22 protein-coding genes are annotated in these 26,366 nt (G+C 62.4%); 1 reads left to right on the forward strand and 21 read right to left on the reverse strand.

From position 1 onward, the window contains the following. Positions 1-52 precede the first annotated feature (52 nt). The 5 genes from HV681_RS04615 to ppsA all read right to left on the reverse strand — a co-directional run bounded on the left by HV681_RS04615 (position 53) and on the right by ppsA (position 9,311). Positions 53-1,036 carry a DUF6708 domain-containing protein gene (locus tag HV681_RS04615; RefSeq protein ID WP_175121916.1) on the reverse strand — a complete coding sequence of 328 codons (984 nt, stop codon included), beginning with the start codon at positions 1,034-1,036 and terminating at the stop codon, positions 53-55. Between the two features lie 51 nt (positions 1,037-1,087). Then, positions 1,088-3,733, reverse strand: coding sequence for a T6SS effector BTH_I2691 family protein (locus HV681_RS04620; protein WP_367647230.1), 2,646 nt, complete (start codon positions 3,731-3,733; stop codon positions 1,088-1,090). Next, entirely contained in the window at positions 3,646-4,518 is an 873-nt protein-coding gene (locus HV681_RS04625; RefSeq protein WP_175121918.1) for a DUF4123 domain-containing protein, read from the reverse strand. Before HV681_RS04625 ends, HV681_RS04620 begins: the two co-directional genes overlap by 88 nt. A 7-nt stretch (positions 4,519-4,525) precedes the next feature. Continuing rightward, complete coding sequence (locus HV681_RS04630) at positions 4,526-6,676, reverse strand: type VI secretion system Vgr family protein (protein ID WP_254594881.1); 2,151 nt, start codon at positions 6,674-6,676, stop codon at positions 4,526-4,528. Between the two features lie 268 nt (positions 6,677-6,944). Next, on the reverse strand, positions 6,945-9,311 hold the full coding sequence (gene ppsA, locus HV681_RS04635; RefSeq protein WP_175121919.1) for a phosphoenolpyruvate synthase: 2,367 nt from the start codon (positions 9,309-9,311) through the stop codon (positions 6,945-6,947). A gap of 215 nt (positions 9,312-9,526) precedes the next feature. Here ppsA and ppsR point away from each other — a divergent pair, with 215 nt between their 5' ends. Continuing rightward, positions 9,527-10,354 (forward strand): posphoenolpyruvate synthetase regulatory kinase/phosphorylase PpsR, encoded by an 828-nt coding sequence (gene ppsR / locus HV681_RS04640; RefSeq protein ID WP_175121920.1) that lies wholly within the window; start codon positions 9,527-9,529, stop codon positions 10,352-10,354. A 63-nt stretch (positions 10,355-10,417) separates the two neighbouring features. Here the strand turns inward: ppsR and HV681_RS04645 are convergent, their stop codons facing one another. From HV681_RS04645 to rpsB, 16 genes are all read right to left on the reverse strand, one after another. Further along, positions 10,418-11,206, reverse strand: coding sequence for a TrmH family RNA methyltransferase (locus tag HV681_RS04645; protein ID WP_175121921.1), 789 nt, complete (start codon positions 11,204-11,206; stop codon positions 10,418-10,420). Further along, the gene (gene rnhB, locus HV681_RS04650) at positions 11,203-11,811 is read right to left on the reverse strand and encodes a ribonuclease HII (RefSeq protein WP_175121922.1); all 609 of its coding nucleotides are present in this window, start codon (positions 11,809-11,811) and stop codon (positions 11,203-11,205) included. The genes HV681_RS04645 and rnhB overlap by 4 nt, the downstream gene beginning before the upstream one ends. Continuing rightward, positions 11,798-12,994: a lipid-A-disaccharide synthase gene (gene lpxB / locus HV681_RS04655; protein ID WP_175121923.1), complete on the reverse strand. Its 1,197-nt coding sequence runs from the start codon at positions 12,992-12,994 to the stop codon at positions 11,798-11,800. The genes rnhB and lpxB overlap by 14 nt, the downstream gene beginning before the upstream one ends. Continuing rightward, positions 12,991-13,785 carry an acyl-ACP--UDP-N-acetylglucosamine O-acyltransferase gene (gene lpxA, locus HV681_RS04660; RefSeq protein WP_175121924.1) on the reverse strand — a complete coding sequence of 265 codons (795 nt, stop codon included), beginning with the start codon at positions 13,783-13,785 and terminating at the stop codon, positions 12,991-12,993. Before lpxA ends, lpxB begins: the two co-directional genes overlap by 4 nt. After that, entirely contained in the window at positions 13,786-14,241 is a 456-nt protein-coding gene (fabZ, locus tag HV681_RS04665) for a 3-hydroxyacyl-ACP dehydratase FabZ (RefSeq protein WP_006385190.1), read from the reverse strand. 67 nt (positions 14,242-14,308) lie between these two features. Beyond that, on the reverse strand, positions 14,309-15,406 hold the full coding sequence (lpxD, locus tag HV681_RS04670; protein ID WP_175121925.1) for a UDP-3-O-(3-hydroxymyristoyl)glucosamine N-acyltransferase: 1,098 nt from the start codon (positions 15,404-15,406) through the stop codon (positions 14,309-14,311). An 18-nt stretch (positions 15,407-15,424) separates the two neighbouring features. Continuing rightward, positions 15,425-15,985 carry an OmpH/Skp family outer membrane protein gene (locus HV681_RS04675; protein WP_175121926.1) on the reverse strand — a complete coding sequence of 187 codons (561 nt, stop codon included), beginning with the start codon at positions 15,983-15,985 and terminating at the stop codon, positions 15,425-15,427. 109 nt (positions 15,986-16,094) lie between these two features. Continuing rightward, positions 16,095-18,431 (reverse strand): outer membrane protein assembly factor BamA, encoded by a 2,337-nt coding sequence (gene bamA, locus HV681_RS04680; RefSeq protein WP_175121927.1) that lies wholly within the window; start codon positions 18,429-18,431, stop codon positions 16,095-16,097. Positions 18,432-18,484: 53 nt separating this feature from the next. Beyond that, positions 18,485-19,816: an RIP metalloprotease RseP gene (gene rseP, locus HV681_RS04685; protein ID WP_175121928.1), complete on the reverse strand. Its 1,332-nt coding sequence runs from the start codon at positions 19,814-19,816 to the stop codon at positions 18,485-18,487. A gap of 42 nt (positions 19,817-19,858) precedes the next feature. After that, positions 19,859-21,058, reverse strand: coding sequence for a 1-deoxy-D-xylulose-5-phosphate reductoisomerase (locus tag HV681_RS04690; protein ID WP_175121929.1), 1,200 nt, complete (start codon positions 21,056-21,058; stop codon positions 19,859-19,861). Continuing rightward, positions 21,055-21,912, reverse strand: coding sequence for a phosphatidate cytidylyltransferase (locus HV681_RS04695; RefSeq protein ID WP_175121930.1), 858 nt, complete (start codon positions 21,910-21,912; stop codon positions 21,055-21,057). Before HV681_RS04695 ends, HV681_RS04690 begins: the two co-directional genes overlap by 4 nt. Positions 21,913-21,963: 51 nt before the next feature. Beyond that, positions 21,964-22,728: a polyprenyl diphosphate synthase gene (uppS, locus tag HV681_RS04700; protein ID WP_175121931.1), complete on the reverse strand. Its 765-nt coding sequence runs from the start codon at positions 22,726-22,728 to the stop codon at positions 21,964-21,966. A gap of 175 nt (positions 22,729-22,903) precedes the next feature. Further along, positions 22,904-23,464, reverse strand: coding sequence for a ribosome recycling factor (gene frr / locus HV681_RS04705; protein WP_056316760.1), 561 nt, complete (start codon positions 23,462-23,464; stop codon positions 22,904-22,906). A 15-nt stretch (positions 23,465-23,479) separates the two neighbouring features. Beyond that, positions 23,480-24,196: a UMP kinase gene (gene pyrH, locus HV681_RS04710; protein WP_054425864.1), complete on the reverse strand. Its 717-nt coding sequence runs from the start codon at positions 24,194-24,196 to the stop codon at positions 23,480-23,482. 179 nt (positions 24,197-24,375) lie between these two features. Further along, complete coding sequence (gene tsf / locus HV681_RS04715; RefSeq protein ID WP_092582300.1) at positions 24,376-25,254, reverse strand: translation elongation factor Ts; 879 nt, start codon at positions 25,252-25,254, stop codon at positions 24,376-24,378. Between the two features lie 180 nt (positions 25,255-25,434). Further along, on the reverse strand, positions 25,435-26,184 hold the full coding sequence (gene rpsB, locus HV681_RS04720; protein ID WP_175121932.1) for a 30S ribosomal protein S2: 750 nt from the start codon (positions 26,182-26,184) through the stop codon (positions 25,435-25,437). Between the last annotated feature and the right edge of the window lie 182 nt (positions 26,185-26,366).

The raw sequence follows: 26,366 nt of genomic DNA on the forward strand, positions 1-26,366 counted from the left end.
TGGTAACTCTGCAGTTCTCAGCTTCCTCGGCGCGCTGAAAGCAGCGTCAGGACTATCGCCCCGCCTCTTCGATGTCCCGGGGAAATCGAGGTTCGTAGCAAAGCAGCAGCGAAAGCCAGTGGCCGGCCGCATGGATCAAGATAGCGGGCAACATCAACAGGTTCGCAACGACAAAAACCCACAACGCGCTGTGCCGCAGAAACTGGGTGTCCAAGCCCCAGGCCGCTTTGAACGAAAGCCAGGGCCAGGGGAACTTGCTAACGAATTTTTTGGGGGCCGGCACGGCGGCGGGGCCGTCCTCCATGTAACGGCGAATGTACTCCCAAAACGCTAGGAGTTCGCTAGCGTTGCGAGTGGGTTTGCCTACAAAAGTGACTTCGAGGTTGTCGGTGGGAGTTCCCTGCAAGTTCACACCATGACCCCTATCCCAGACCAAGACAACGAAACCTCCAGTCCCTTCCAATTCGCTCATGTTTTTGTCGATGAATATCTCGGTCTTGTCCCAGTCCATGACGCGGATGCCACCGAGATGCTCAGGGCGCAATAAGTAGACTTTACGAGTGACGCGATTAAAGCGAACCACAATGCGTCGAGCGGTAAACATCTCCAAGCGGATAAATCTGATGGTGAACTTGAAAAAAAAATAAAGGACAATGTTTGCCGTCAGCGGACTAAGCACCAGGCCAAATACGTAAAATTCCCAATCGAGCTTTCCGTCCGAGGTCAGAAGGTCTCTTGCTGCCAGCCATATGGTCGTCACCCCCGCCCATAAGAGCATTCCGCCTAAAACGAAGAAAAAAAACGTAATCACTCCCCTCTTTTCATCGTTGGGTGTGCGAGCATCAATAAAAATATTGTTTTGAGCATAGAGAGATAGATTATCGGCTGGGCTATCCGAAATCGCTTCGTGGACACCATCCGGCGGATGGAGTTTCGCCTGACCCGGCTGACGTTGTTTCGTATTGAATTCTTCAGCAGCCTCGTCATAAGTCATCAAGGTTTTGGACCATTGAAAACCTCGCTCCAATATATACATCAGAGCTTTCTCTCTACCGCGCGCTGCATAATCTCGATTTCTTCCATCTCACTATCCACGATGCCCCTTGCTACGGTCTTTTCGGAACGAACTGTGCGCTAGAAATGTTTGCAGATTGTTGGGCAAAACGAATATCTCAAACAACGCTACCGCGAGCAGGAAGACGTTGAGTCCAAAGAACAAACGAAGCATCAGCACCATACGCGATGCCATCGCGGCTGAGGCTCGGGATCCAAATTCGGCGGCCTTTGCAAGGTTCGTCTGCGTGCCAAATTTTTTGACCAAGTATTCAAAATAAGGACCTGCGTATGCCAAACCGATCGTGATCGAGAGAGCCGCCGCCCCTGTCTGCGCAGCGGCTCGGAGAAGATAGACGTATGCAATAGAGTACCTACGCATTTTCCACTGATCCGAAAACTCCGCGAAATCAAAGTACGCACCAACCGCACCTGCCGAGCCAGACAAAACTCCCGCCCCTAGGCGCAGCCCGCTTCCAAACAGCTTCGCGCCTCGCTGAACAGCAACGTTGCTGCTCCTCTCCGCAAAGCCCACCGCGCTGGCGCCCACTTCGACACCCGTTGCGGTAAGCGCTAGCAGTGCCGCAGCAAGCTCGACATATTCCTTGCTTCGCTTGTTTTCCGCGGTCATTCTGTTGTAGAGGTTCCACATTTCCAAGAACACGAGCGTGCTCCCAATGCGTAGCTCAGTCATCGGCCCCATCTTTCCGGCCCGCAACGCCTCATCAAACTGCCGGCTGGTGGAGCGGTCCATACGTGCCAATGTCCCCCGACTCAGTTCCTTGCCGTACCGCAATTCAAGACGATAATGCTGCGCGTAACGACCTAGGCGCGCGAGCAGCACTGACGCCGCGAGATTATTCAGTGGAGCATCCATAATGGCGGCAGCGGTCTTGCTTTGAAATAATGAGCTGCCTAGCGTATTGATCAGCATTGCACCGCCAACCAGATAGCCGGACGGTGGACCTCCGCCCGTTGAGGCATCTGCCATCGAATCGAGCATGGCGTGGCTCTTTTCGTAAAGATCCGCCAGCTTCTTTAGTCGGTTCTGCAACGCGACGGGGTCGACGGATTTCAGCGTCTCGCGCTCGCCGAAAAGTCCATTCACTTCGCTTTCCATGCTCTCCTGGTTCTGCGCCAACGACCGCCAGAACAGGTTTTCTCTGGATATCCCCGCTTTGCGCCAGCGATCAAGCAGTTCCTCGCCAACCGCCGTGGCATTCATGCCGGCGATAGCCTTTCCCATTTGGTCTTCAAATAGCAAGGCCTGCTCGGTATCGTTGCGGTCAAATGTGTCGAGCGCGTCGAGAAGCGGTTCGCTCTGCAGCCAGAGAAGGTGGTCCGAGGCCCGCGCGTCTTTGGCCGCGTCCGCCTTATCGACTTCTTCCCGATAGCGCTTCAGGAAATCCTGACGCATTTCCTCATCGATGTAGTCGGCGTACTTGCTCCAACTTTTGGCACGGCGCTCCTTGGCTGCGGCTTCCTGAACTTGCCGTTGATGCTGCGGGTTGCGAAAGTTGATGAAATCACCCCGCGATTGCAAAGTCATGTGGTTGTTGCTCATCTCGTACCCGCGATCCGAGTAACGCACGCCGTAGTTCTGCTGCTCCTTGTAATAGAGTTTCTCGGCTTCGTCCTCTACCAGTTTCCTGATGTTTTCAATGCCGAAAGCGATCGTGAACTTGCGATGGTTGGTAAGCTTTTCGTTGTCCTCGTACGCCATGAATGCATCGAGTGCGTCGACACTCGCATTGCGCCAGGCGTTCAGTTCCTGAGTAATGCCGAGAGCGTCCTCTACGACGACGGCCGCACCACGGAACCGATTGTGCGCGGCCGTGGGCCGCATTTCAGCCTGGGTCGCCTGCAGGGGTGGCGCAAGAACACTGAACGCCTGCGTTTTGAGCAGCGTACTCAATCGGGGCTGGTTTACAGCCGCGAAGTCGGCAACGCAATCAAGCTGATCAAAAGTCAGCACGCCGTCTTGCGAGCGGACACAATCCATTTCTTCGGGAGGCAGCGACGATAGTTTGGCGATATCCACCGAGACCAACTTATCCCTGCTTGCCGGGAGCGAGCGATATCTGCGCAGCGTTTCCTTGGTCAAAGGGCATGGGCTAAAGAGCAGGCGAAGATCCTTGATGTCGTCTACGTCATGGACTTTGAACATCCACTTCCAGCCGGTGTATGCATCCATGATGCCCTGCCCCGCGGCGGGTTTCGGCTCCCACGGCTCGTCGGCATTCATATAGGCGAGCGTTCCGGCTTCCGATACCCGGTACTGGCTGTGCCATTCATAGGTTCCCGCGCTCACGCGCTGCACAAGGACGTACAGGAATCCCTGGCGCAGCGGGCGTATGGCGTAAGTTGATTCGCTCACACTGCCCACTCTGCTTGGCTTATTCAAATGCTCGGGCAAAGACGGAAGGAGTTTGCGCTGTTCGGCGCTACCTCCCACGACGCCATACCGTAGCGGAAGTATCGTGAAGGTGCGAGTGCAAGTTACCTCCGCCCCTCGATTCAAGATTCCATCGAGAAGCGTGCGATTCTCTGCACACGCATTAAAGGTGTCGTTCCAATCGAACATTGGCGTCCTCAACCATTTAATCTGCGCATGCGCACTTGCAGGGCCTGCGCCAGGGGTTCGCGCAGCGCTTTCGCCTCGTGCAATGCGTCGTTCCATGCCGAAGAACCGTCGAGCGCCTTGCCTTGCAACGCCATCAAGGTCACGTAGTCGATCCGGTCGCTCTGTCGGCTCAGACCGATGCGATCCGCTTCAGCTAACAAGTCATGTACGAGTCCAAGCCGGGTGCCATGGCAGTTTTCGCGGTCGCCCTTCTTTTCAAGCGGCGCCCGAAGCTGGTCCGCCAGACGGTACGTGAGCGGGTCGCCCGCGAGCGCCTCCCAGCATGACTCGTCCAATTGAATAGCTGGCGTCCGATATGACTTGGCCGAACCGTGACCTGTAAAGTGTTTCCAGGCCTTGCGCTCTCGGTGGGGAAATACCAGCCACCATGATCGAACCGGCGCCAGCCAGTCTGATATTCCGGGGAGATCCTGGCGCGCATGAAGCACGGGAAACGCCATTTCCGTATGAAAGCGCAGTAAGTAAGTACCGCCATCCGGGCCCTTCGCAGTCGTGGCGTGGCCAAGGTGCTCGGCCAACTGAGGCGGGGACATGGCACTGGTCAGCCAGACGCAAACTGCGTCTCCGGCAATGCCAGCAACGTCGCAGAGAAAGTCGTACTGTCCTTGCAGGTTGTTCTGGGCGGAAGGCGTGAACAGCCATGGGCCAATCTCGCGGAGATTCTCCAACTCTCGCTGCTGCAGTAGCGGCCAACCGGAGAATCGCTCCATCAGGTGCCTTCGGACATCAGCCTTCATGCGAGCCATTTCGATGATGGCTGTCAGCCCATGATCGGGGAGCTGGCGCAGTTCGTTTACAACGCTTTCAGAAAATGGATTCATGTGTGGCCTATCCACCGAACCGCACGACGCTGCGGCCTTCTGCGATGGCTTTCAGCAGGCATCCCACACAAACGGGTTCGCCGGGTTCCGGCGTGCCGTTGACGGAGATAGAGTTCGTGCCGCCACCGGGCTTTTGATTCATCGGACCCTCGATCAGAATGGCGACCCCATCAAGCGTGATACCTGACGCGTCGATTCGGATGGTTCCCCCCGGCCCCTTGATAGTCAGGCTCTCTGCCGCTTGGCTCTCAAAAACCTTCGTGCGCTGCCGGATCGCCTGCCCCGCCTGCAGTTCCGAGTACCCCTCGACCGTATGCTCCTGGTGTCCGCCTATACTCACCCAATGATTCGCTGCGGTCTGGTCGCGGCGGTTGTTGCCCACTTCCTCGGTGCGGTCCTTGGCGGTGTGGACGATGTGATTGCGCCCCACGGTCAAACAGTCATCCCGCCCTATGTCATGCCGCCGGTCCTGGCCGATGTTGACCTGTTCGTCGTTGCCCACCGTCTCCATGCGGTCGTGGCCGATGATGATGGTTTCATCGTTCTCGACCTGCTCGCTGCGGTGATGGCCCACGAACGTCGACTCGTCGTTGTTGACGTGGATGTTCTGGTCCTTCTGCGCATGGACGTAGATTTCTTCCTGGTCCTTCTCATCTTCAAAACGCAGTTCGTTGTACCCCTCGCCCTTGTGGGTCTTGCTCTTGATCGTCATCCGCGTCTTATGTCGCGGCAGTTCGTAGGGCGGCAATTGCAGGCGGTTGTAGGCGCGGCCGGTGATCACAGGCTGGTCCGGATCCCCATCGAAGTAAGAGACGATGACCTCCTGCCCAATGCGCGGGATAGCCATGTGACCCCAGGTCGCGCCGGCGATGTCCTGTGAAACGCGGATCCAGCAGGAGCTGCGTTCGTCCTCCTTGCCGAGCCGATCCCACGGGAACTGGACCTTCACCCGGCCGTACTCATCGGTATAGATCTCTTCATTGGGCGGGCCGACCACCATGGCGTTCTGCGGGCCATCGATGCGGGGCCTGGGTAGCGGTTCTGCCCGCCACTCGGCGTCGTCCGGGACCAGTTCGGCTTCGTGGCTGTAGTGCGTACCCATCTGGGCTTGTGCACTTTCCTCGGCCTGACTCGTGTGTTGGATGCCCCGGTGGACAATGCGTACCGGACGCCAGCCGCGGTTCAGGTCTTCGCGCGGATGATCGGCGAGGGTGAATGAAATGCCTGGCTGGAGCCGCGGGTCATCGCCTTCAACGAAGGCGACGCGCGAATCGCGGCGATGGCCGCGCAGACGGTTCTCGGCGAAGGGCTTGCCGGCTTCGTCGAACTTGGCCCGAGCGGGATAGTCGTAGCGCTCGTAACGGCGGCCTTGATGGTCCAGATCTCGGCCATCGCGGCTGTGCTGGTGGGTGTAGCGCGGATGGTGAAAGGTGTAGTCGCGCTGGGTCTGGCGCGCGGTGCGCACGTTCTCGGTGTACGAGAAGCGGCGCAGCGCTGGCCGCGGCTGGTCGCCGCCGGGCGTGGGGTTGTACTGAACCGGTTCATCACCGACGCGGCCATGGATGAACAGGCGGTCGCTGTGGATCAGCTTATGGCCCTCGGCGGCATGGCGGAAGGAGTAGAAAAAGCCTTCCTCGCGCATGATGCGCTCGACGAAGTGATAGTCGGTGTCGCCGGCCTGCACGCAGTATTCGCGCGCCTGGTGTTCGGTGGTGCTGCGCTGCTCGTAATCCTGGTTGAGACCATGCGCCTTGAGCACCGCCTCAGCGATCTGCGGGACGCTTTGCGACTGGAAGATGCGCCAGTCGGAACTCAGTTTCAAGCGCGCCAGACGCGGCTCGACGATCACGGAATAGCGTGAGCGGCGAAAGCCCGTATCGCGCTGAGCGAAAGCGGAGACCGCGCCGTGTACGTACCGCACCGGCGTGTCGCCGTGCCAGATGGTCAGCAGTGCCGCGCCGTCCAGGACTGCGCCGAAATCGATGGCGGAATTGGCGCTGGCCAGGTCCACTTCCAGCAGGAAGGTCTCGGACAACCCTTCCTGCAGCGTAAATTCGACGACTTCAAATGACTCGTCGCCAATGGTGAAAGTGAACCGCAGATCGGATTGGGTAGGAATGACGTGCTCCCGCAGCGACAGACCTTTCGCACTTGCCATGAGCGCGCGGTCCGCCTATGGAGACGCGTCCGCTGCAAATGAAGAATTTCGCAACGGACGCGAATGGAATACGGGGTCCATTACGTCACACGATCCAATCTATGGATATCAGAAGACTCTTACTTTGATCGGGGGCATCTGAAGAGAGCATTCGTCGCCGAGGCTCGACGAGCACTTTTCCATTAGCGCGGCTGCGCCCTATTCCCACGCCGTATAAAAAAAGCCCCGCGTCCCATAAGGACGCGGGGCTTTCCCTTCAACCGGCCAATCAGTTCTTGGCCAGACGCTGCCACGTATCGACAACGGTGTCCGGATTCAGCGACATCGACAGGATGCCTTCGTCCTTCAGCCACTGCGCGAAGTCCGGATGGTCGCTGGGGCCTTGGCCGCAGATACCCACGTACTTCTTGGCGGCCAGGCATGCCTTGATCGCACGGCGCAGCATGAACTTGACGGCTTCGTCGCGCTCGTCGAAGTCGGCGGCCAAGAGTTCCATGCCCGAGTCGCGGTCCAGGCCCAGCGTGAGCTGGGTCATATCGTTCGAGCCGATGGAGAAGCCATCGAAGTACTGCAGGAATTCGTCGGCCAAAATGGCGTTGGACGGAACCTCGCACATCATGATCAGCTTCAGGCCGTTTTCGCCGCGCGCCAGGCCGTGCTTGGCAAGCAGGTTCACGACCTTCTCGGCCTGACCCAGCGTGCGCACGAACGGCACCATGATTTCGACGTTCGTCAGGCCCATTTCATCGCGCACCTTCTTGAGCGCTTCGCATTCCATGCGGAAGCACTCGGCGAAGTCTTCGGCGATGTAGCGCGACGCGCCGCGGAAGCCCAGCATGGGGTTCTCTTCCTCGGGCTCGTAGCGCGAGCCGCCGACCAGCTTGCGGTATTCGTTGGACTTGAAGTCCGACATGCGCACGATGACCGGCTTGGGGTAGAAGGCGGCGGCGATGGTCGCCACGCCTTCAGCCATCTTCTCGACGAAGAAGGCGCGCGGGCTGGCATGGCCACGGGCGGCCGATTCCACGGCCTTCTTCAGCTCGCCGTCCACGTTCGGGTAGTCCAGGACCGCCTTCGGGTGGATGCCGATGTTGTTGTTGATGATGAATTCCAGGCGAGCCAGGCCGACGCCGCCGTTCGGAATCTGGGCGAAGTCGAACGCCAGTTGGGGGTTGCCCACGTTCATCATGATCTTCAGATCGATGGCGGGCATGTCGCCGCGGCGCACTTCCTCGACCTCGGTTTCGATCAGGCCGTCATAGATGCGGCCTTCGTCGCCTTCGGCGCACGACACGGTCACGGCCTGGCCTTCCTTGAGCAGGTCGGTCGCGTTGCCGCAGCCCACCACCGCCGGAATGCCCAGCTCACGCGCGATGATCGCCGCGTGGCACGTGCGGCCGCCGCGGTTCGTCACGATGGCCGAGGCGCGCTTCATCACGGGCTCCCAGTTGGGATCCGTCATGTCGGTGACCAGAACGTCGCCCGGCTGGACCTTGTCCATGTCGGAGATGTCGCCCACCACGCGCACCGGACCCGAACCGATCTTCTGGCCGATGGCACGGCCGGTGATCAGGACCTGGCCGGTCGCCTTCAGGCGGTAGCGCTGCTGCACGTCATTGACGCCCTGCTGCGACTTCACGGTTTCCGGACGCGCCTGCAGGATGTAGATCTTGCCGTCGATGCCGTCGCGGCCCCACTCGATGTCCATCGGACGCTGGTAGTGCTTTTCGATGATGACGGCGTAGCGGGCCAGTTCGTTGACCTCGTCGTCGGTCAGCGAGTAGCGGTTGCGCTCGGACACCGGCACATCCACCGTGCGCACGGCACGACCTTCGGGGCGCTCGGGATCGAATTCCATCTTGATCAGCTTGGAGCCGATACGGCGGCCGACGATGGGATAGTGGCCCTGTTCCAGCGTGGGCTTGAAGACGTAGAACTCGTCGGGGTTGACGGCGCCCTGCACGACGGTTTCGCCCAGACCATACGAGGACGTGATGAACACGACGTCCTGGAAGCCCGATTCGGTGTCGATGGTGAACATGACGCCGGCGCTGCCCTTGTCGGAACGCACCATGCGCTGGATGCCGGCCGACAAGGCGACGTCGGCGTGGGCGTAGCCCTTGTGCACGCGATAGGAAATGGCGCGGTCGTTGTACAGCGACGCGAACACGTGGCGGATCTTGTCCAGCACGTCATCGATGCCCACGACGTTCAGGAAGGTTTCCTGCTGGCCGGCGAACGAGGCGTCGGGCAGGTCTTCGGCCGTGGCGGAGGAGCGCACGGCAAACGAGCCCTTGCCGTCAGCATCGAGCTTGGCAAAGGCTTCGCGGATCTGCGATTCGAACTCGGGCGAGAACGGTGCGTCGACGATCCATTGGCGAATCTGCGCGCCGGCGGTGGCCAGTTCGCGCACGTCTTCGGGATTCAGCGTGGTCAGGCGTTCGGCGATCCGCTTGTCCAGGCCGGAGGCCTTCAGGAAGTCGCGGAAGGCGTCAGCGGTCGTGGCAAAGCCGCCCGGCACGCGGACACCCGCGCCAGACAGCTGGCTGATCATTTCGCCAAGAGATGCGTTCTTGCCTCCTACCGAGTCCACGTCCGTCATGCGGAGCTGCTCGAACAAAACAACATACGACATTGAAGTCACCTTTTACAATGGAATGAAAGCGAGTTTGGTCAATGGCTGAATCGTGCTGTTTTTGATGCCGGAAAAAACGAGTTTTCCGGCCTTCACAGAACCGATTTCAGACGCTGACCAAACTGGCCTTGGACCGCCCTTGGGGTGACTTATAGGGGCCTGATTGTACTCGGTGGAGTACGTCCGGCCATCTGCCTGGTTGGAATTTTTTACACATGACATCTACCCCTATCGTACGCACGGTATACATCGTTTCCGACAGTACCGGCATCACCGCGGAAACGTTCAGCCAGTCCGTGCTTTCGCAGTTCGAAGAGGTCAATTTCAAGCCCATCCGGCTGCCCTTCGTGGACACGCTGGAAAAGGCTGCGGAAGTCGCCATGCGGATCGACCGGAGCGCCCAGGACGCGGGCGTCCCGCCCATCGTTTTCAGCACCCTGGTCAACCCGGAAATCCTGGCCCGCGTTCGACAGGCGAACGGAATTTTCCTGGATCTGTTCGGAACGTTCGTCAGCCATATCGAGCAGGCGCTGGGGTTGAAGTCCAGCCATTCCATCGGCCGGTCGCATATGCAGGCCAACTCGGAAAAATACCGGAACCGGATCGACGCCATCAACTTCAGCCTGGCGCATGACGACGGCCAGTTCGTGAACCAGCTCGATCAGGCCGACGTGATCCTGGTCGGGGTCTCGCGGTGCGGCAAGACGCCCACCAGCCTGTATCTGGCCATGCAGTACGCCATCAAGGCCGCCAACTTCCCGTTGACGCCGGACGACTTCGAACGCGGCACCCTGCCCTCCACCATTGCGCCGCACCGCGCCAAGCTGTTCGGCCTGTCGATCCAGCCGGAACGCCTGGCGGAAGTCCGCAACGAACGCCGCCCCAACAGCCGCTACGCCCAACTGGAACAATGCCGCTACGAAGTGGCGGAAGCCGAACGCATGATGCGTCGCGAGGGCATTTCCTGGCTGTCCAGCACCACAAAGTCGATCGAAGAGATCGCCACCACGGTGCTGCAGGAAGTTGGACTGGATCGGGGATAAGGCAGAGGGGCTGGCCAAAGCCAGCCCTTCAGTGGGGCGAAAGGCGGCGCGCCTTGCGCCGGCTCAGCGGCGAAGGCGCGCGCTGCTCTGCCGGCGCTGCTCGAACAGGCAGATCGCCGCGGCGGCGCCGACGTTCAGCGACTCCACGGCCGCAGCGTCGTGCGGAATGCGCACCTTCAGGCTGGCGGCCGCCAGCAGCGCCGGCACCACGCCCTGGCCTTCGTGGCCAAAAATCCATGCGCACTGTTCAGGCAGGCGGTCCGCGAAAAGATCGCGCGAGCCGTCCAGGGCGGTCGCCACCAGCGGCACGCGCAGGCGGGGCAGCAGAGCCTCCAGGTCGGCGTGCTCGTGGATCTCGAGAGCAAAGTGCGCGCCTTGGCCACTGCGCAGCACCTTGGGCGACCACGCCGCCGCCGTCCCTGTTGCCAGGAACACGCGCTTGATGCCCGCTGCGGCGGACGTGCGCAACAGCGTACCCACGTTGCCGGGATCCTGGATACGGTCAAACAGGACGCAGGTTTCATCGACCTGCGCAGGCAGCGCCGGAACGGGCGGCGTGACCAGGAAGGCAACGCCCTGCCCGCTTTCCACCGCGGCCACGGCGTGCATCAGCCGCGCGTCCAGCGCGAGGCTGACGTTGTCCGGCACGGCCGCGGCAAGCGCGGCGATATCGGGCTGGGACAGGCGGTCCACGTCGAAGATCGCCCGATCCGGCGGGCCGTAATGCTGCAGCCAGGCCTGGCACAGATGGACGCCGTCGAGCAGCACGGGTGCGCCGCGCTTACCGGCCGTGCCGGCCAGCTTGACCAGCGCCTTGACCGCCGGGTTGTCCCGGGAACTGATGTGCTTCATGAAACCAGGCCGAAAGCCTTGATGGGAGCAAAGCTGCGCCGGTGTTCGGCGCACGGGCCGTGCTCGCGCAGCCGTTGCAGATGCAGCGCCGTGCCATAGCCCTTGTGCTGATCGAACGCGTACTGCGGATACAACGTATGCAGGCGCAGCAGGTCCGCGTCGCGAGCGGTCTTGGCAAGAATGGAGGCGGCCGAGATGGCAGGCACGAGCGCGTCGCCCTTGATGACGGTTTGCACGGTGCAGCGCAGCTTGGGCGCCTGATTGCCGTCCACCAGGGCCAGTTGCGGCACGGTGGCCAGGCCTTGAACGGCCCGCTGCATGGCCAGCATGGTGGCGCGCAGGATATTCAGGCTGTCGATTTCGGCGACGGTGGCGCTGGCGATGCACCAGGCAAGCGCCCGTTCCTTGATCTGCAGTGCCAGTTCCTCGCGGCGGACCGCAGTCAGCACCTTGGAATCGGCCAGCCCGTCGATGAAACGTGACGGATCAAGAATGACGGCGGCCGCGTAGACCTCGCCTGCCAGCGGCCCGCGGCCGGCCTCGTCAACGCCGGCGGTCAGCAACGCAGGCTGCTCGGGCGCCACGAAAAGCTCAGGCTGCTCCATCGGCCACCTCCAGGATCGCCTGCGCGGCCAGCGCCGGCGTATCGCGCAACAGGTCTTGATGCATGGCGGTAAAGCGCGCCTCCACGCGTGCGATGAGCGCGTCGTCGGTCAACGCTTGCCAAGTCGCTTCGGCCAGTTTATCGGGCGTCGCGTCGTCCTGCAAAAGCTCAGGGACAACAAAGTCACGCAGCAGCACGTTGGGCAGACCCACCCACGGCAGGTACGGGCGCTGCTGGCCGGACTTCCAGGCCATGATGCGCCGCATCCACGGCGACAACACATAGGAAATGACCATGGGCCGCTTGAACAGCGCCGTCTCGAGCGTAGCGGTGCCGCTGGCGACGAGGACCGCCGTGGCGGCTTCCATGACGGACCAGGCCACCGGTGCCTTGCGGTCGCCGCCCTCGCCGTGCAGGTCCTGCGCGGTGACGCAGCGCAGGCCGGGCACCGGATGCTGCGCCAGGATTTCAAGGAATTCCGCCCGCCGCTGGTCATTGACCATGGGCACGATGCACTGCAAGGCCGGATCTTTCTTCAGCAGTTGCTGGGCGGCCTGCAGGAAGCGCGGCGCCAGCAGGCGGATCTCGGACGAGCGGCTGCCGGGCAGGATCGCCAGCACGCGGGCGTTCTGGTCGATACCCAGGCGTTCGCGGGCGGCGGCGCGGTCGGGCTGCATCGGCACGGCGCCGGCCAGCGGATGGCCCACGTACGTAACCGGAATGCCTTCTTTGCGGTAGATCTCTTCCTCGAACGGAAACAGCACCAGCATGTGCGATACCGATTCGCGGATCTTGTGAATGCGTTCGTAGCGCCACGCCCAGATCGAGGGCCCCACGAAATGCACCGTTGGCGTACCTGCCTGCCGCAACTGATGCTCAAGGCGCAGGTTGAAGTCAGGCGCGTCGATGCCGACGAACACAGCGGGCGGCTCGGCCAGCCAGCGGCGTTTTACGTCGCGGTAGGTGGCCAGCAGGCTGGGCAGGCGCTTGAGCGCGTCCACGTAACCGAACACGGTCAGCGCGTGCATCGGGTGCCAGGCTTCAAAATCACGGGCCTGCATCTGCGGCCCGCCAATGCCTTCGCAACGCACGCCGTTGTCGCGCGCTTGCAGACCGGCAATGATGCGCCCGGCCAGCAGGTCGCCCGAAGGCTCGCCGGCCACCATGCCGATCCGGGTGCTCATGGGCGGATGATGCCGCGGGAGGCGACGTCCAGGAAGTCCAGCAGCGTCTGCAGGTGTTCCGCAGCTTCGGGGATGGCCTGCTGGCGGTCGCGCAATTCGGCGCGTGCCGCGTCCAGGGACAAGCCCCGGCGGTAGATGATCTTGTAGGCTTCGCGCAGGGCCGAAATGGAAGTGGCGGAAAAGCCGCGGCGCTTCAGGCCTTCGACGTTGACACCCACCGGACGGCACGGGTTGCCGGCAGCCAGGACGAACGGCGGCGTGTCCTGCATGAGCGAGCTGTTGCCGCCCGTCATGGTGTGCGCGCCCACGCGCGAGAACTGGTGCACACCGGTCAGGCCGCCGATGATCGCCCAGTCGCCCACGTGCACGTGGCCGCCAAGCTGCACCGAGTTGGCCAGGATCGTGTGGCTGCCGATGTGGCAGTCATGGGCCACGTGAACGTAGGCCATGATCCAGTTGTCGTCGCCCAACGTCGTTTCGCCGCCGTCTTGCGTGGTGCCGGTGTTCAGCGTGACGAATTCGCGGACCGTGTTGCGGTCGCCGATGGTCAGCCGGGTGGGCTCGCCCGCGTACTTCTTGTCCTGCGGCATGCCGCCGATGGAGCAGTACCGATAGAACCGGTTGTCGCGACCGATGGTGGTCACGCCGTCGATCATGCAGTACGGGCCAATTTCGGTCCCCGCACCGACGGTCACATCGGGCCCCACCACTGCGAACGGGCCGATGACCGCGGTCGGGTCGATTTTTGCCGCCGGATCGACAACAGCGGTGGGATGGATGTTTCCTGCCATTTACTCTTCCAGGCTGCGAATCGCGCACATCAGCTTGGCCGACGCCACTTCCTGGCCATCGACGGTCGCGCGTGCTTGATACTTACAGATGCTGCGGCTCAGGCGTTCAGCTTCAACCTCAATGCGCAGCTGGTCGCCCGGAACGACGGGACGGCGGAAGCGCGCGCCATCGATGCCGACCAGGTAATAGGCGGTCTTGGCGCCTTCGCACTTGAGGCCACCGTTCTCGTCCGTGAAGGAGAACAGCGCCGAGGCCTGGGCCATGGCTTCAACGATGAGCACGCCCGGCATCACCGGATGGTGAGGAAAGTGACCGTTGAAAAACGGCTCGTTGATCGAGACGTTCTTGATGGCGACGATGGACTTGCCAGGCACCATTTCCACAACACGGTCAATCAGCAGCATCGGGTAGCGATGCGGCAGCCTCTCCATGATCCCCTTGATGTCGAGTTCCATTTTTCTATGCGTTCCTGCGAAATTAAATAAGGTGGCGGCGCGCGCGCGCCAGGGCGGCGAACGCGCCCTAGTCCTTTTCCAGCGTGCGCAAACGGCGGCGCAACTGCGCCAACTGTTGTATCACGGCGGCGTTGCGCTGCCATTCGCCATGCTCCGCGTACGGGAAGACCCCGGTATAGCGGCCAGGCTTGGAAATATTGGACGTCACAGCCGTGCCGCCCGAGATATGCACGTCGTCGCCCAGCACCAGATGGCCCGAAAGCATCGCGGCGCCGCCGATGGTGCAGCGCTCGCCGATGGTCGTGGAGCCTGCGACCCCGACGCACGCCGCCATCGCGGTATGCGCCCCGATGCGGCAGTTGTGGCCGATCATGATCTGGTTGTCGAGCTTCACGCCGTCAGCCAGAAAGGTGTCTTCGAGTGCGCCGCGATCGACGGTGGTGTTGGCGCCGATTTCGACGTCGTCGCCAAGGGACACGCCGCCAAACTGCGGAATCTTGCCCCAGGCGCCCTTGCCCAGCGAAGGATCCGGCGCAAAGCCGAAGCCGTCGGCGCCAAGCACCGATCCGCTATGCAGGATGACCCGGGCGCCGATCTTCACACCTTCGTACAGCGTGACGTTGGCATGCAGCCGGCCGTCGGGACCGATGGACGAACCAGCGCCGACGACGCAACCCGGACCCAGCACCGTGCCGCGCCCGATCCGCACGCCAGCTTCGACGACGCAGTTGGGGCCGACGCGCACACCCTCTTCGATGATGGCGTCTGGCGCGACCACGGCGGAGGGATGCGTATCTGCGGGCAAGGCGGGTCTGCGGGCAGTGTCAAACCACTGCGCGACGCGCGCGTAAAGCAGATAGGGATGCTTGCAGACGACCAATGCGAACGGCGGCCGGTCGGTGCCCTGGGCCTCAAGCGCCTCGGCGACGTCGGGAGAGACGATGACCGCCCCTGCTCCGGTTGCGCCAAGCTGGCTTTGATAGCGGGGGTTGGACAGGAAGGAGATTTCCTGAGGACCGGCCGAAGACAGGGTCCCGATGCCGCAGACCCGCATGGGGTCTGCGCCGGGAACCGCACTGATACGCCAGTCCATACCCTGGGTATTGGCGGCGCTCAACATTGCTTCGAGTGTCGGCGCGCGGGCAAGATCCAGTAAAACCGGCATGACTAGACGGGTATCGCTTTACTTGCCCAGGCTCTGAATCACCTTGTCGGTGATGTCGATGCGGGGGTTGACCGTCACTGCGTCCTGGATGATCAGGTCGTAGTTTTCCTGTTCGGCGATGCGCTTGATGGCGTCATTGGCCTTGGACACGATGCCCGAGAATTCTTCGTTGCGGCGGCGGTTGAAGTCTTCCTGGAATTCGCGGCGCTTGCGCTGCAGGTCGGTGTCCAGGTTGGCCAGTTCGCGCTGGCGCTTGACGCGGTCGGATTCCGACAGGACGGGGGCGTCCTTGTCGAACTTCTCGGCTTGCGAGCGCAGGCTGTTGTTCAGGCGTTGGAGTTCGTCGTCGCGCTTCTTGAATTCGGCTTCGATCTTGCTCTGGGCAGTCTTGGCCGGACCCGATTCGCGCAGGATGCGTTCGGTATTGACGAAACCGATCTTGGTGTTTTGCGCTTGGGCGGGGATCGCGGCAGCCGAACCGAGAATGAGCGCACCCACCAGGGCAATGGAGCCGCCCAGCTTGCCACGGCGCTTCGCGCCCAGCGTCTTCGATGATTTAAGTGCGAAATCAGACATCATGAAAATCTCACCTTCCAGTAAGGCAAAGCCAAAGTGTGTATTGTGCCACTAAACAGCAAGGACGCTGGGCCGGTGGGCCCTGCCCTTGTTTTCAAGAGTAACGCCTCGCTTAGAATCCGGTCCCGATCTGGAACTGGAAGCTTTGCTTGTCGTCGCCCGGCTTGGAATTGAGCGGCCGCGCATAAGACAACTGCAGCGGACCCATCGGCGATTGCCAGGACAGGCCCACGCCCGCCGAGAAACGCCAGCCGCACGGATCTTCGACCTCGGTATTGTCCCGGCCGCCCGTGCAGGAGAGGCCGCTGCCTGCCGACACCTGACCGGCGTCGCTGAAAATGAACCAACGCAACGTGCGGTCCTTGGACGCGCCCGGGAACGGCAGGTAGAGCTGCGCGTTTGCCACGATGCGGCGCGTGCCGCCCAGGTAGTCGCCCGTCTTGACGTCGCGCGGACCCAGCGACGAGCCTTCATAGCCGCGGACGGTGCCGATACCGCCGGCATAGACGTTCTTGATGACCGGGTAATCGTTGCTGCCGTAGCTCCGGCCCCAATCAACCATGCCGTTGAGCGCCAGCGTGTACGAGCCGCCCAGCGGCACGTAGTACTGCTGCTGCGCCGTCAGCATGGTGTATTGCAGGTCGACGGTCGACAGGTCGGCCTTCAGGCGCGTGTACGAACCCTTGGTCGGCGCCAGCGCGCTGTCACGCGTGTCCTTGGACCAGCCGGCGCTGAAAATCACCGAATTGGTCGAATCGCCATACTGGTCGACGAAGTGCTCGTAGGCCGCCGGCGAGTTGTTGTACAGGTCGATCTGGTTGCGTTCGAAGTTGGCGCCCAGGAAGACGCGGTCATACTCCGAGATCGGGATACCGAAGTTCATGCCGAGGCCCATGGCCTTGACGCGGTAGTCACCGTCGTTGTTGTTCCAGGGCTCGGTCACGCGGTAGTACGCGGATGTGGTGCGGCTGATGCCGTCCTTGGTCCAGTATGGATCGGTGTGCGACAGCACCACCGCGCGGTTCGTCTTGCTGGTGTTCAGTTGCAGCGTCAGGTTGGTGCCGCTGCCGAAGACGTTGTCTTCGCTGATGCCAGCCGACAGAATCGCCTTTTCGGACGAGCCGTAGCCCACGCCCAGGTTGATCATGCCGGTGGGCTTTTCCTTCACGTCGACGTTGACGTCGACCTGGTCGGGCGAGCCCGGGACCGGATCGGTCTTGACGTTGACGTCGCTGAAGTAACCCAGGCGGTCGACGCGGTCGCGCGAAGTCTTGATGTCGGCGGCGTCGTACCAGGCGGCTTCCTGCTGGCGCATTTCGCGGCGCACGACTTCGTCGCGGGTACGGGTGTTGCCGCCGATCTGGATGCGGCGCACATAGACGCGGCGGCTCGGATCAACGTAGAAGGTCAGGTCGGCTTCGTGCTTGGCGCGGTCGAGCTGCGGGTTCGGGTTGACGTTGGCGAACGCGTAGCCCAGTTCACCCAGGTAGTCGGTGATCGCCTTGGCGGAATCGTTGGTCTTGGCGGCCGAGAAGGTCTCGCCCGCCTTGATCTGCACCAGGTCGTTGATTTCCTTGTCCAGGCCCAGCAGGTTTCCCGCCAGCTTTACGCTGCGCACCTTGTAGGGCTCGCCTTCATGGACGGTGATCGTGATGCGGATATCCTTGCGGTCCGGCGAAATGGTGACTTGCGGCGGCTCGACCGAGAACTCAAGGTAACCCTGATCCAGGTAGAACGAGCGCAGGCGTTCGAGGTCGCCCTCGAGCTTTTCGCGCGAGTATTTGTCGGTATCCGTGTACCAGGTCAGCCAGCCCGGGGTGGTGAGCTTGAATTCGTCCAGCAGATCGCTTTCGGAGAAGGCTTTATTGCCGACGAAACGAATTTCCTGGATGCGGGCGACCGAGCCCTCGAACACATCGAAACTGACGCCGACGCGATTGCGCGGCAGCGGCGTGACGGTGGAGGTGACTTCGACGCCGTACTTGCCCTTGGACAGATACTGCTGTTTCAGTTCGTATTCAGCGCGCTCGAGCATGGAGCGGTCGAAAATGCGGCCTTCCGCAAAACCGACCTGGGCGAGCGACGTGGTGATGGCCTTGGAGTCGAACTCGCGCATGCCGTTGAAATTAACGGAGGCGATGGTCGGACGTTCCTGGACGACCACGACGACGACATTATTGTCCGTCTGGATCTGAACGTCGGTGAAAAAGCCCGTGCCATACAAGCGGCGAATGGCTTCGGTGGCTTCTTCTTCGGTGAATTTCTCGCCGACTTTGACGGGAAGATAACCAAAGACGGTGCCGGCGTCTGTTCGTTGAATACCCTCTACGCGGATATCCCGCACGACAAAGGGTTCGAAGGCGTGGGCCAAGGCCGGCAACATCAATGCGGCGGCAACGAGACCCGGCAGTACACCCTTTTTGTGTTGAAACATCCGGCGAAAAGACATCCTTGAGTATCCTCGGTCGTGCAAATGGCGGGGGATTTTATGCTAAATCGCGTTCAAGTGAACAAACGCGTGAAATCGTTGAACAGCGCAAGCCCCATAAGGCTCGCCAATATGCCTATGCCAGCGCGTTGTCCGATGTCGATCCATCTGGCAGGCGGGGGGCTGCCCCGCACAATTTCGACGAGATAGTACAGCAGATGGCCACCATCCAGCATAGGAATGGGAAGCAAATTTAAAACGCCAAGGCTGATACTGATCAATGCGATATAGGCGATATACGCAACAATGCCGATCCGGGCAGTCTGGCCGGCATAGTCGGCGATCGTGACCGGCCCGCTGACATTGCGCCACGACACGTCGCCCGTCACCATCCGGCCCATCATGCGCAGCGAAAACCAGGCGGTATCCCAGGTGCGGACGGCGCCGCGCCACAGGCTATCGAAGACGCCATAGCGCACCGTCACCATCGGCACGTTGCCGCCCAGCTGCACGCCGACGCGGCCGATCTCCTGACCGTTGACGACTTCGGGGCGAGGCGTGACGTTCAGGGTGATGCTGGCGCCGTCGCGCACCACGGTAAGCGCAAGCGGCTTCCCGGCGCTTTCCTGAATTTGCTTGACGAGTGCGCCGGTATCAGGGGCCGGCTGGCCATTCACGGCCACGACCAGATCGCCGGCGCGCAGGCCCGCGGCCTGCCCTTCACCGCCGTCGATCACGGCGCGCACCGCGGGCTTGGGTTGAGCCAGACGAACACCAGCGGCGGCGAGCGGGTCGCCCTCGGCCGGGTCCATCGTGTTGGGGGGAAGGTCGAGTTCGCGCTGCTGAACGGCGCCGGACGGGGTGCTGACCTCGATGCTGGCGCGCCCACCGGTGGACATCACGTCCATCAGGCGCCAGCGGGCGTCGGACCACGATGCGACTTCCTGGCCGTCGATGGCCAGGATGCGATCGCCGCCCAGCAGACCCGCGCGGGCGGCAGGCGTCTCGGCGGCGGGCGGCGCGATGATGGCGACGGGCTCCTCGGTGCCGGCCATGTTCAGGCCCGCATAAAGAAACACCGCAAGTATCAGATTGAAGATGGGACCGGCCGCCACGATGGCGATGCGCTGCCCGACCGGCTTGGTGTTGAATGCCGACGCCGCCACGGTGGGCGAAGCTCCGGGCGGCGCGTCGTCCAGCATCTTGACGTAACCGCCCAGCGGCAGCGCGGAAACCGCCCATTCGGTGCCGTGCCGGTCGGTGCGGCGCAGGATGACCTTGCCAAAGCCGACTGAGAAACGCAGGACCTTCACGCCACACAGGCGGGCAACCCAATAGTGCCCAAGCTCATGGAAAATGATCAGTGAGCCAAGCGCTACGGCAAAGGCCAGCAGGGTGAAAAGCATGGGGTCGGAATCTAGGAAATCAGAGGCAGGCGCGGCCCGCTATCAGGCCAGTCCGAGGTTGCCCGAAAAGGCGCGCGCCTCGGCGTCAAGCGCAAGTACGTCGTCAAGACTGCTGAGCGTAACAGATGCCTGCCGTGCTTGCCACTCGAGCGCTGCCTCGATGACCCGCGGAATCCAGGTATAGGCAAGCCGGCCTTCCAGGAAGGCGTCGACCGCAACTTCATTCGCGGCGTTGAGCGCCACGCAGGCGCCCTGCCCCGCCCGCATTGCGGCGAACGAATGGGCCAGGCAAGGAAAGCGGGTCAGATCCGGCTTTTCAAAGTCGAGCCGGCCATGGCGGGTCAGGTCCAGCGGACCGACGCCGCTCTCGATGCGATCGGGGAATCCAAGACCGTAGGCAATGGGCGTGCGCATGTCGGGCTGTCCCAACTGCGCGAGAACGGAGCCGTCGTCGTACTCAACCATTGAATGCACGACGCTCTGCGGGTGCACCACCACGTCGATCCGATCGGCGGGCATTGCGAACAGCCAATGGGCTTCGATGACCTCCAGGCCTTTGTTCAGCATGGTGGCCGAGTCCACGGAGATCTTGCGGCCCATGCTCCAGTTGGGATGGGCGCAAGCTTGCTCGGGCGTGACGTCGTGCAGGTCTTCGAGATCGCGCCCGCGGAACGGGCCACCCGACGCGGTCAGCAGCAGGCGCCGCACACCCTTTGCCGGACTATGCGGCGCATCGGCGCGTCCTTGGTGCGGCAAGCACTGGAAGATGGCGTTGTGTTCGCTATCGATAGGCAGCAGTTCGGCGCCGTTATCGCGGATTGCCTGCATGAACAGTGTGCCGGCGGCAACCAGCGCCTCTTTGTTGGCCAGCAGTACGCGCTTGCCTGCACGCGCGGCGGCCAGTGCAGACGGCAAGCCTGCGGCGCCGACGATGGCGGCCATGACGGCGTCGCATTGGGGGTCCGCAGCCGTGTCGGCCAGCGCCTGCGCGCCGACGCGGATCTCGGGCATGGGCTGTCCGCCCGGCCACGCGTCGATGAATTTCTGACGGGCGGCGGTGTCGGGCACCACCACGACGGCAGCCCGGCTGGCCAGCGCCTGCTCGGCAAGGCGCTGCATCCGGCTGTGCGCCGACAGCGCATAAACCGCCATCCGCTCCGGATGGCGAGCAATTACGTCCAGCGTGCTTTCACCGATGGATCCGGTCGATCCCAGCACGACGACACGTTGAAAAGCCGTCAAAACAAGACTCCAGACAAAAGTAGCGCGAACGGCGCGACGGGCAGGATCGCATCGATGCGGTCATACACACCGCCATGGCCAGGCAAGAGCGTGCTGGAATCCTTGCGGCCCGCGCGTCGCTTGAGCAGCGATTCGAACAGGTCTCCCACAATGGACAGCACGCCCAGAACAGCGGCGATCGGCAATGCAAGCCAGAAGGTCCAGCGTTCGACCAGGGCATGACCGAAGGTGCCGTCCCACAGGCTGGACAAGCCAATCCACACCACCGCGCCCAGGACGCCGGCAATGGCGCCTTCAATGGTCTTGCCGGGACTCACGCGCGGAGCCAGTTTACGCTTGCCGAAGGCCCGGCCGGCAAAATATGCCGCAATATCAGCCACCCAGACGAGGGCGAGGAGGGACACGACGAACACCGCGCCGCGCGCCACGTACATCTGGGCCAGAACCGCCCAGGCGGCAAACGCGGCCGGCACGGAGAAGACCGACCAGGCCAGACTGGCCGGCGGCGCATCGGAACGCCCGCGCACCACGGCGGCCACGCCGCCGAACAGCCAGACGGCCGAGACGGCAGGAACCAGGTAGCGCAGCACCCAGCCCGGATCGCCGGCGCCGCTACGGTCGCCCGCCAGCCAGGCGGAGGTCAGCACCAGCATGCCGGCGAACAGCAGCACGGCGACGCCGATGGAAATGACGGGGGATGGCGGTTGCGGCAGCGTCAGGCGCAGCCACTCCCAATTGGCGCAGGCGGCCGCAAGGGCCAGCAACGCGACGAACCACCATGGATTGGCGCTCGCCATGGCGGCGGCCAGAATGGCCAACAAAACGACGGCGGTAACGATACGCTGGCCCAGCATGTGACGGTCTCCTCTTGTGCTGCCTGGAAAGACGCGCGCGTCGCGATCAGCCTATTTGGCGGCGGCTTCGCTGACTTGGGCGCTGGTGCGGCCGAAGCGGCGCTCGCGCGTGCGGTACCAATCAAAGGCGGCCATGAGTTCATTGGCGCCGAAATCCGGCCAATAGCGATCCGTGAAGTAGAACTCCGCGTACGCCATCTGCCAGATCAGGAAATTGGAAATGCGCTGTTCGCCGCCGGTGCGGATGAACAGGTCGGGCTCGGGAGCCCATGCCATGGAAAGATGCCTGGAAAGGCGCTCTTCGTCCACCCGGTCAGGGTGCGCCGCGAGGTCGGGCTCGGCCGCCAGCATGGCTCGGGTGGCTTGCAGGATGTCCCAACGGCCGCCGTAGTTGGCGGCGACAGTCAGGTGCAGCCGGTCGTTGTGCGCGGTGCGTTCCTGGGCAGCGGCAATGAGCTCGCGCAGGCGCGGCTCGAAGGCGCTCAGGTCGCCGATCACGTGCAGACGCACGCCCTGCTCTTGCAGCTTGCCGACTTCACGCTCAAGCGCCTGCACGAACAGGCGCATCAGCAGCGACACCTCTTCGGCCGGTCGGCGCCAGTTCTCGGAACTGAACGCGAACAACGTCAGGTAACGCACGCCTGCACGTCCGCAGGCCTCGACCACGCGCCGGACGGCCTGCACGCCCTTGGCATGCCCGGCAGTGCGAGGCAGCAGGCGCCGCGTCGCCCAGCGTCCGTTGCCATCCATGATGATGGCGACGTGCTCGGGGATGTCACGGATATCGGGGACCGCCTGAGTCGAACTGGTTGCCATTAGTTTGGGGACTGCGCGCGGCGGACCGGCGAAAAAGACGAATACGGGAAAAAACCTGCGCCGTCGATTCCATCGCTACGAGGAAGTACCGCGAGGCAATGGACGGGACGGCGCATGTGCAATGAAATCCTGACGCCAGGCGGGCCGCAATGCGACGCCTCGTGGCGTGCTGGGATTATACGGTCATGATTTCGGCTTCTTTCTGGACGACCATCTTGTCGATGTCGGCGACGGCGCGATCCGTCAGCTTCTGGACGTCATCTTGCGAACGACGCTCGTCGTCCTCGGAGATTTCCTTGTCCTTGACCAGCTTCTTGAGCGCTTCGTTGGCCTCGCGGCGCAGGTTCCGCACCGCGATCTTGGCGTCTTCGCCTTCGCTGCGCACGACCTTGGTCAGGTCGCGGCGGCGCTCTTCGGTCAGCGCGGGCATCGGCACGCGGATCGTGTCGCCCATGGAGATGGGGTTCAGACCCAGGTCCGACTCACGGATGGCCTTTTCGATCGGGCCGGCCATGTGCTTTTCGTACGGCTGCAGGCTGATGGTGCGGGCGTCGACCAGGTTCACGTTGGCGACCTGGCCCACCGGCACGGGCGAACCGTAGTATTCGACCTGCACGTGGTCCAGGATGCCGGTGTGGGCGCGGCCCGTGCGGATCTTGGCCAGGTTGGTCTTGAGCGTATCAAGCGACTTGGCCATTCTGGCCTCGGCGGATTTGCGGATTTCTGCTGCGCTCATGGAATTTCCTTTTCTTTAAACGTGTACCAACGTGCCTTCGTCCTCGCCGCTCACGACTCGCTTGAGCGCGCCGGACTTATTGATCGAAAACACCTTGATCGGCAGTTTCTGGTCGCGGCACAGCGCAAACGCGGTGGCGTCCATGACTTCCAGACGGCGGACGATCGCCTCGTCGAAGCTGATGCGCGCGTAGCGCGTTGCGGTGGGATCCTTGTTGGGATCCGCGCTGTAGATGCCGTCCACCTTGGTGGCCTTCAGCACGATCTCCGCGCCGATCTCGGCGCCGCGCAGTGCCGCAGCCGTATCGGTGGTGAAGAAGGGGTTGCCGGTGCCCGCGGCGAAGATCACGACCTTGCCCTCTTCGAGGTAGCGCAAAGCCTTCGGCCGGATGTAGGGCTCGACGACCTGATCGATATTCAGCGCGGATTGTACCCGGGTGTCGATACCCTTGTGCTTGAGCGCGTCCTGCAGCGCAAGCGCGTTCATGATGGTGGCCATCATGCCCATGTAGTCGGCGGTCGCGCGGTCCATGCCCTGCGCACCCGGGGCGACGCCACGGAAGATGTTGCCTCCGCCGATGACGATGGCCAGTTCGACGCCCGTGGCGGCGACTTCAGCGATCTCATCGGTCATACGGACGATGGTGGAGCGATTGATGCCGAATGCATCGTCGCCCATCAGCGCCTCGCCGGAAAGTTTGAGAAGAACCCGTTTGTATGCCCTGCTGCTCATAGGTGATATCCCGAAGAACAATCCGACGAAAGTGTAAGTCAAGAATGGGGTTGACCCCCAGCGCCGCGCCCGCGAGGCGGGTTGGGCACCCCCGAGGCGTCTGCCTTTGGGGGCCCATGCGGCGAAAAAGGCCGGACTAGAATTTAATCTAGCGCCGGCCTTTAAGCACTACCTAGAGGTCAGGCGGCGCCAGCGGCGGCGGCGGCAACCTCAGCGGCAAAGTCGCTGGTCTTCTTCTCGATACCTTCGCCGACGACAAACAGCACGAACTTGCTGATCGACGCGCCCTTTTCCTTCAGGTGCTGTTCGACCGTGTGCTTGTCGCTCTTGACGAAGGGCTGCGACAGCAGCGTCACTTCCTTCAGGAACTTCACGACCGAGCCTTCCACCATCTTGGCGACGATGTCGGCCGGCTTGCCGGATTCAGCGGCCTTCTGCTCGGCAACCGAGCGCTCGGCAGCGATGTCGGCCGGGTTCACGCCGTCGGCGTTCAGGGCCTTGGGCTTGGTGGCGGCGATGTGCATCGCCAGGTCCTTGCCCACTTCTTCGGCGCCGGTGTATTCGACCAGCACGCCGATCTTGCCGCCGTGCACGTAGCTGGCCAGCGAGTTGGCGGTCTCGATGCGCTCGAAGCGGCGGATCGAGATGTTTTCGCCGATCTTGCCGATCAGGGCGGTGCGGGTGGTTTCGACGGTGCCTTCACCGTACGGCAGCGCCGACAGCGCGGCGACGTCGGCCGGGTTCTGCGTCGCGACCAGTTCGGCCAGCTTGTTCACGAAGCCGACGAAGTCGTCGTTCTTGGCGACGAAGTCGGTTTCGCAGTTGATTTCGATGACGGCGCCCTTCTTGGCGTCGGCGGAGATGAACAGACCGATCAGGCCTTCGGCGGTGACGCGGGCAGCAGCCTTGCTGGCCTTGTTGCCCAGCTTGACGCGCAGGATTTCCTCGGCGCGGGCCAGGTCACCTTCGGCTTCCGTCAGGGCCTTCTTGCATTCCATCATGGGCGCGTCAGTCTTTTCGCGAAGTTCCTTGACCAGGGCAGCGGTAATTTCAGCCATGTTTGCTCCAAATTTTGCTAAGACACGCCCCGGCGGGCCGGGGCTGTGATTTGATTCGATGGGACGCCCGCACTGGGCGGGCCTGGAAGATGGGAGCCCAGCTTCGCAGCGCCGACGGGGCGGAAACGGGCCGGTTTCGGCGCCGCTTCCAGACCTTACCCGCCGGACATGACAACCGGCTTAGGCCTGGTTGTCTTGAACTTCGACGAACTCTTCCTGACCTTCGCCCAGTTCTTCGACCAGACCGTTCAGGTTTTGCTCGCGGCCTTCCAGGACGGCGTCGGCGATGCCCTTGGCGTACAGCGCGATGGCCTTGGCCGAGTCGTCGTTGCCGGGGATGACGTAGTCGATACCTTCGGGCGAGTGGTTGGTGTCAACCACGGCGACCACGGGGATGCCCAGCGTCTTGGCTTCGGCGATGGCGATCTTGTGGTAGCCGACGTCGATCACGAACATGGCATCGGGCAGACCGTTCATGTCCTTGATGCCGCCGATCGACTTGTTCAGCTTGTCCAGTTCGCGTTGGAACAGCAGGCCTTCCTTCTTGATCATGCGCTCGGCGCCGCCTTCGGCGACAACGGCTTCCATGTCCTTCAGGCGCTTGACCGAGGTCTTGACCGTCTTGAAGTTGGTCAGCATGCCGCCGAGCCAGCGGGCGTCGACGAAGGGCATGCCGCAACGGGCGGCTTCGGCGGCGACCAGCTCGCGAGCGGCGCGCTTCGTGCCGACGAACAGGATGTTGCCGCCGCGAGCAGCCAGCTGCTTCACGAACTTGGTGGCTTCCTGGTACTTATCAACCGTCTTTTCGAGGTTGATGATGTGAATCTTGTTGCGGTGGCCGAAGATGTACTGCGACATCTTGGGGTTCCAGTAACGGGTCTGGTGACCAAAGTGGACACCCGCTTCCAGCATTTCGCGCATCAAAGACATTTAATTCTCCAAGGGTTGGTTTCTTGCGCCGCACCTGCATCAGCATCCTGCTGACACCCTGGGTGGTGTTGCGCGCGATTTCCCGCAAAAACGCGGGATGACAAAAATTTTAACCGGGCCGGCCGATCACTGCCGCAATAACTACGACGCTCCAGGCGTGTTGCCTGTAGCGGCGCGCCTTT

Source organism: Achromobacter animicus (assembly GCF_902859585.1).
GTDB classification, from domain to species: Bacteria; Pseudomonadota; Gammaproteobacteria; order Burkholderiales; family Burkholderiaceae_B; genus Achromobacter; species Achromobacter animicus.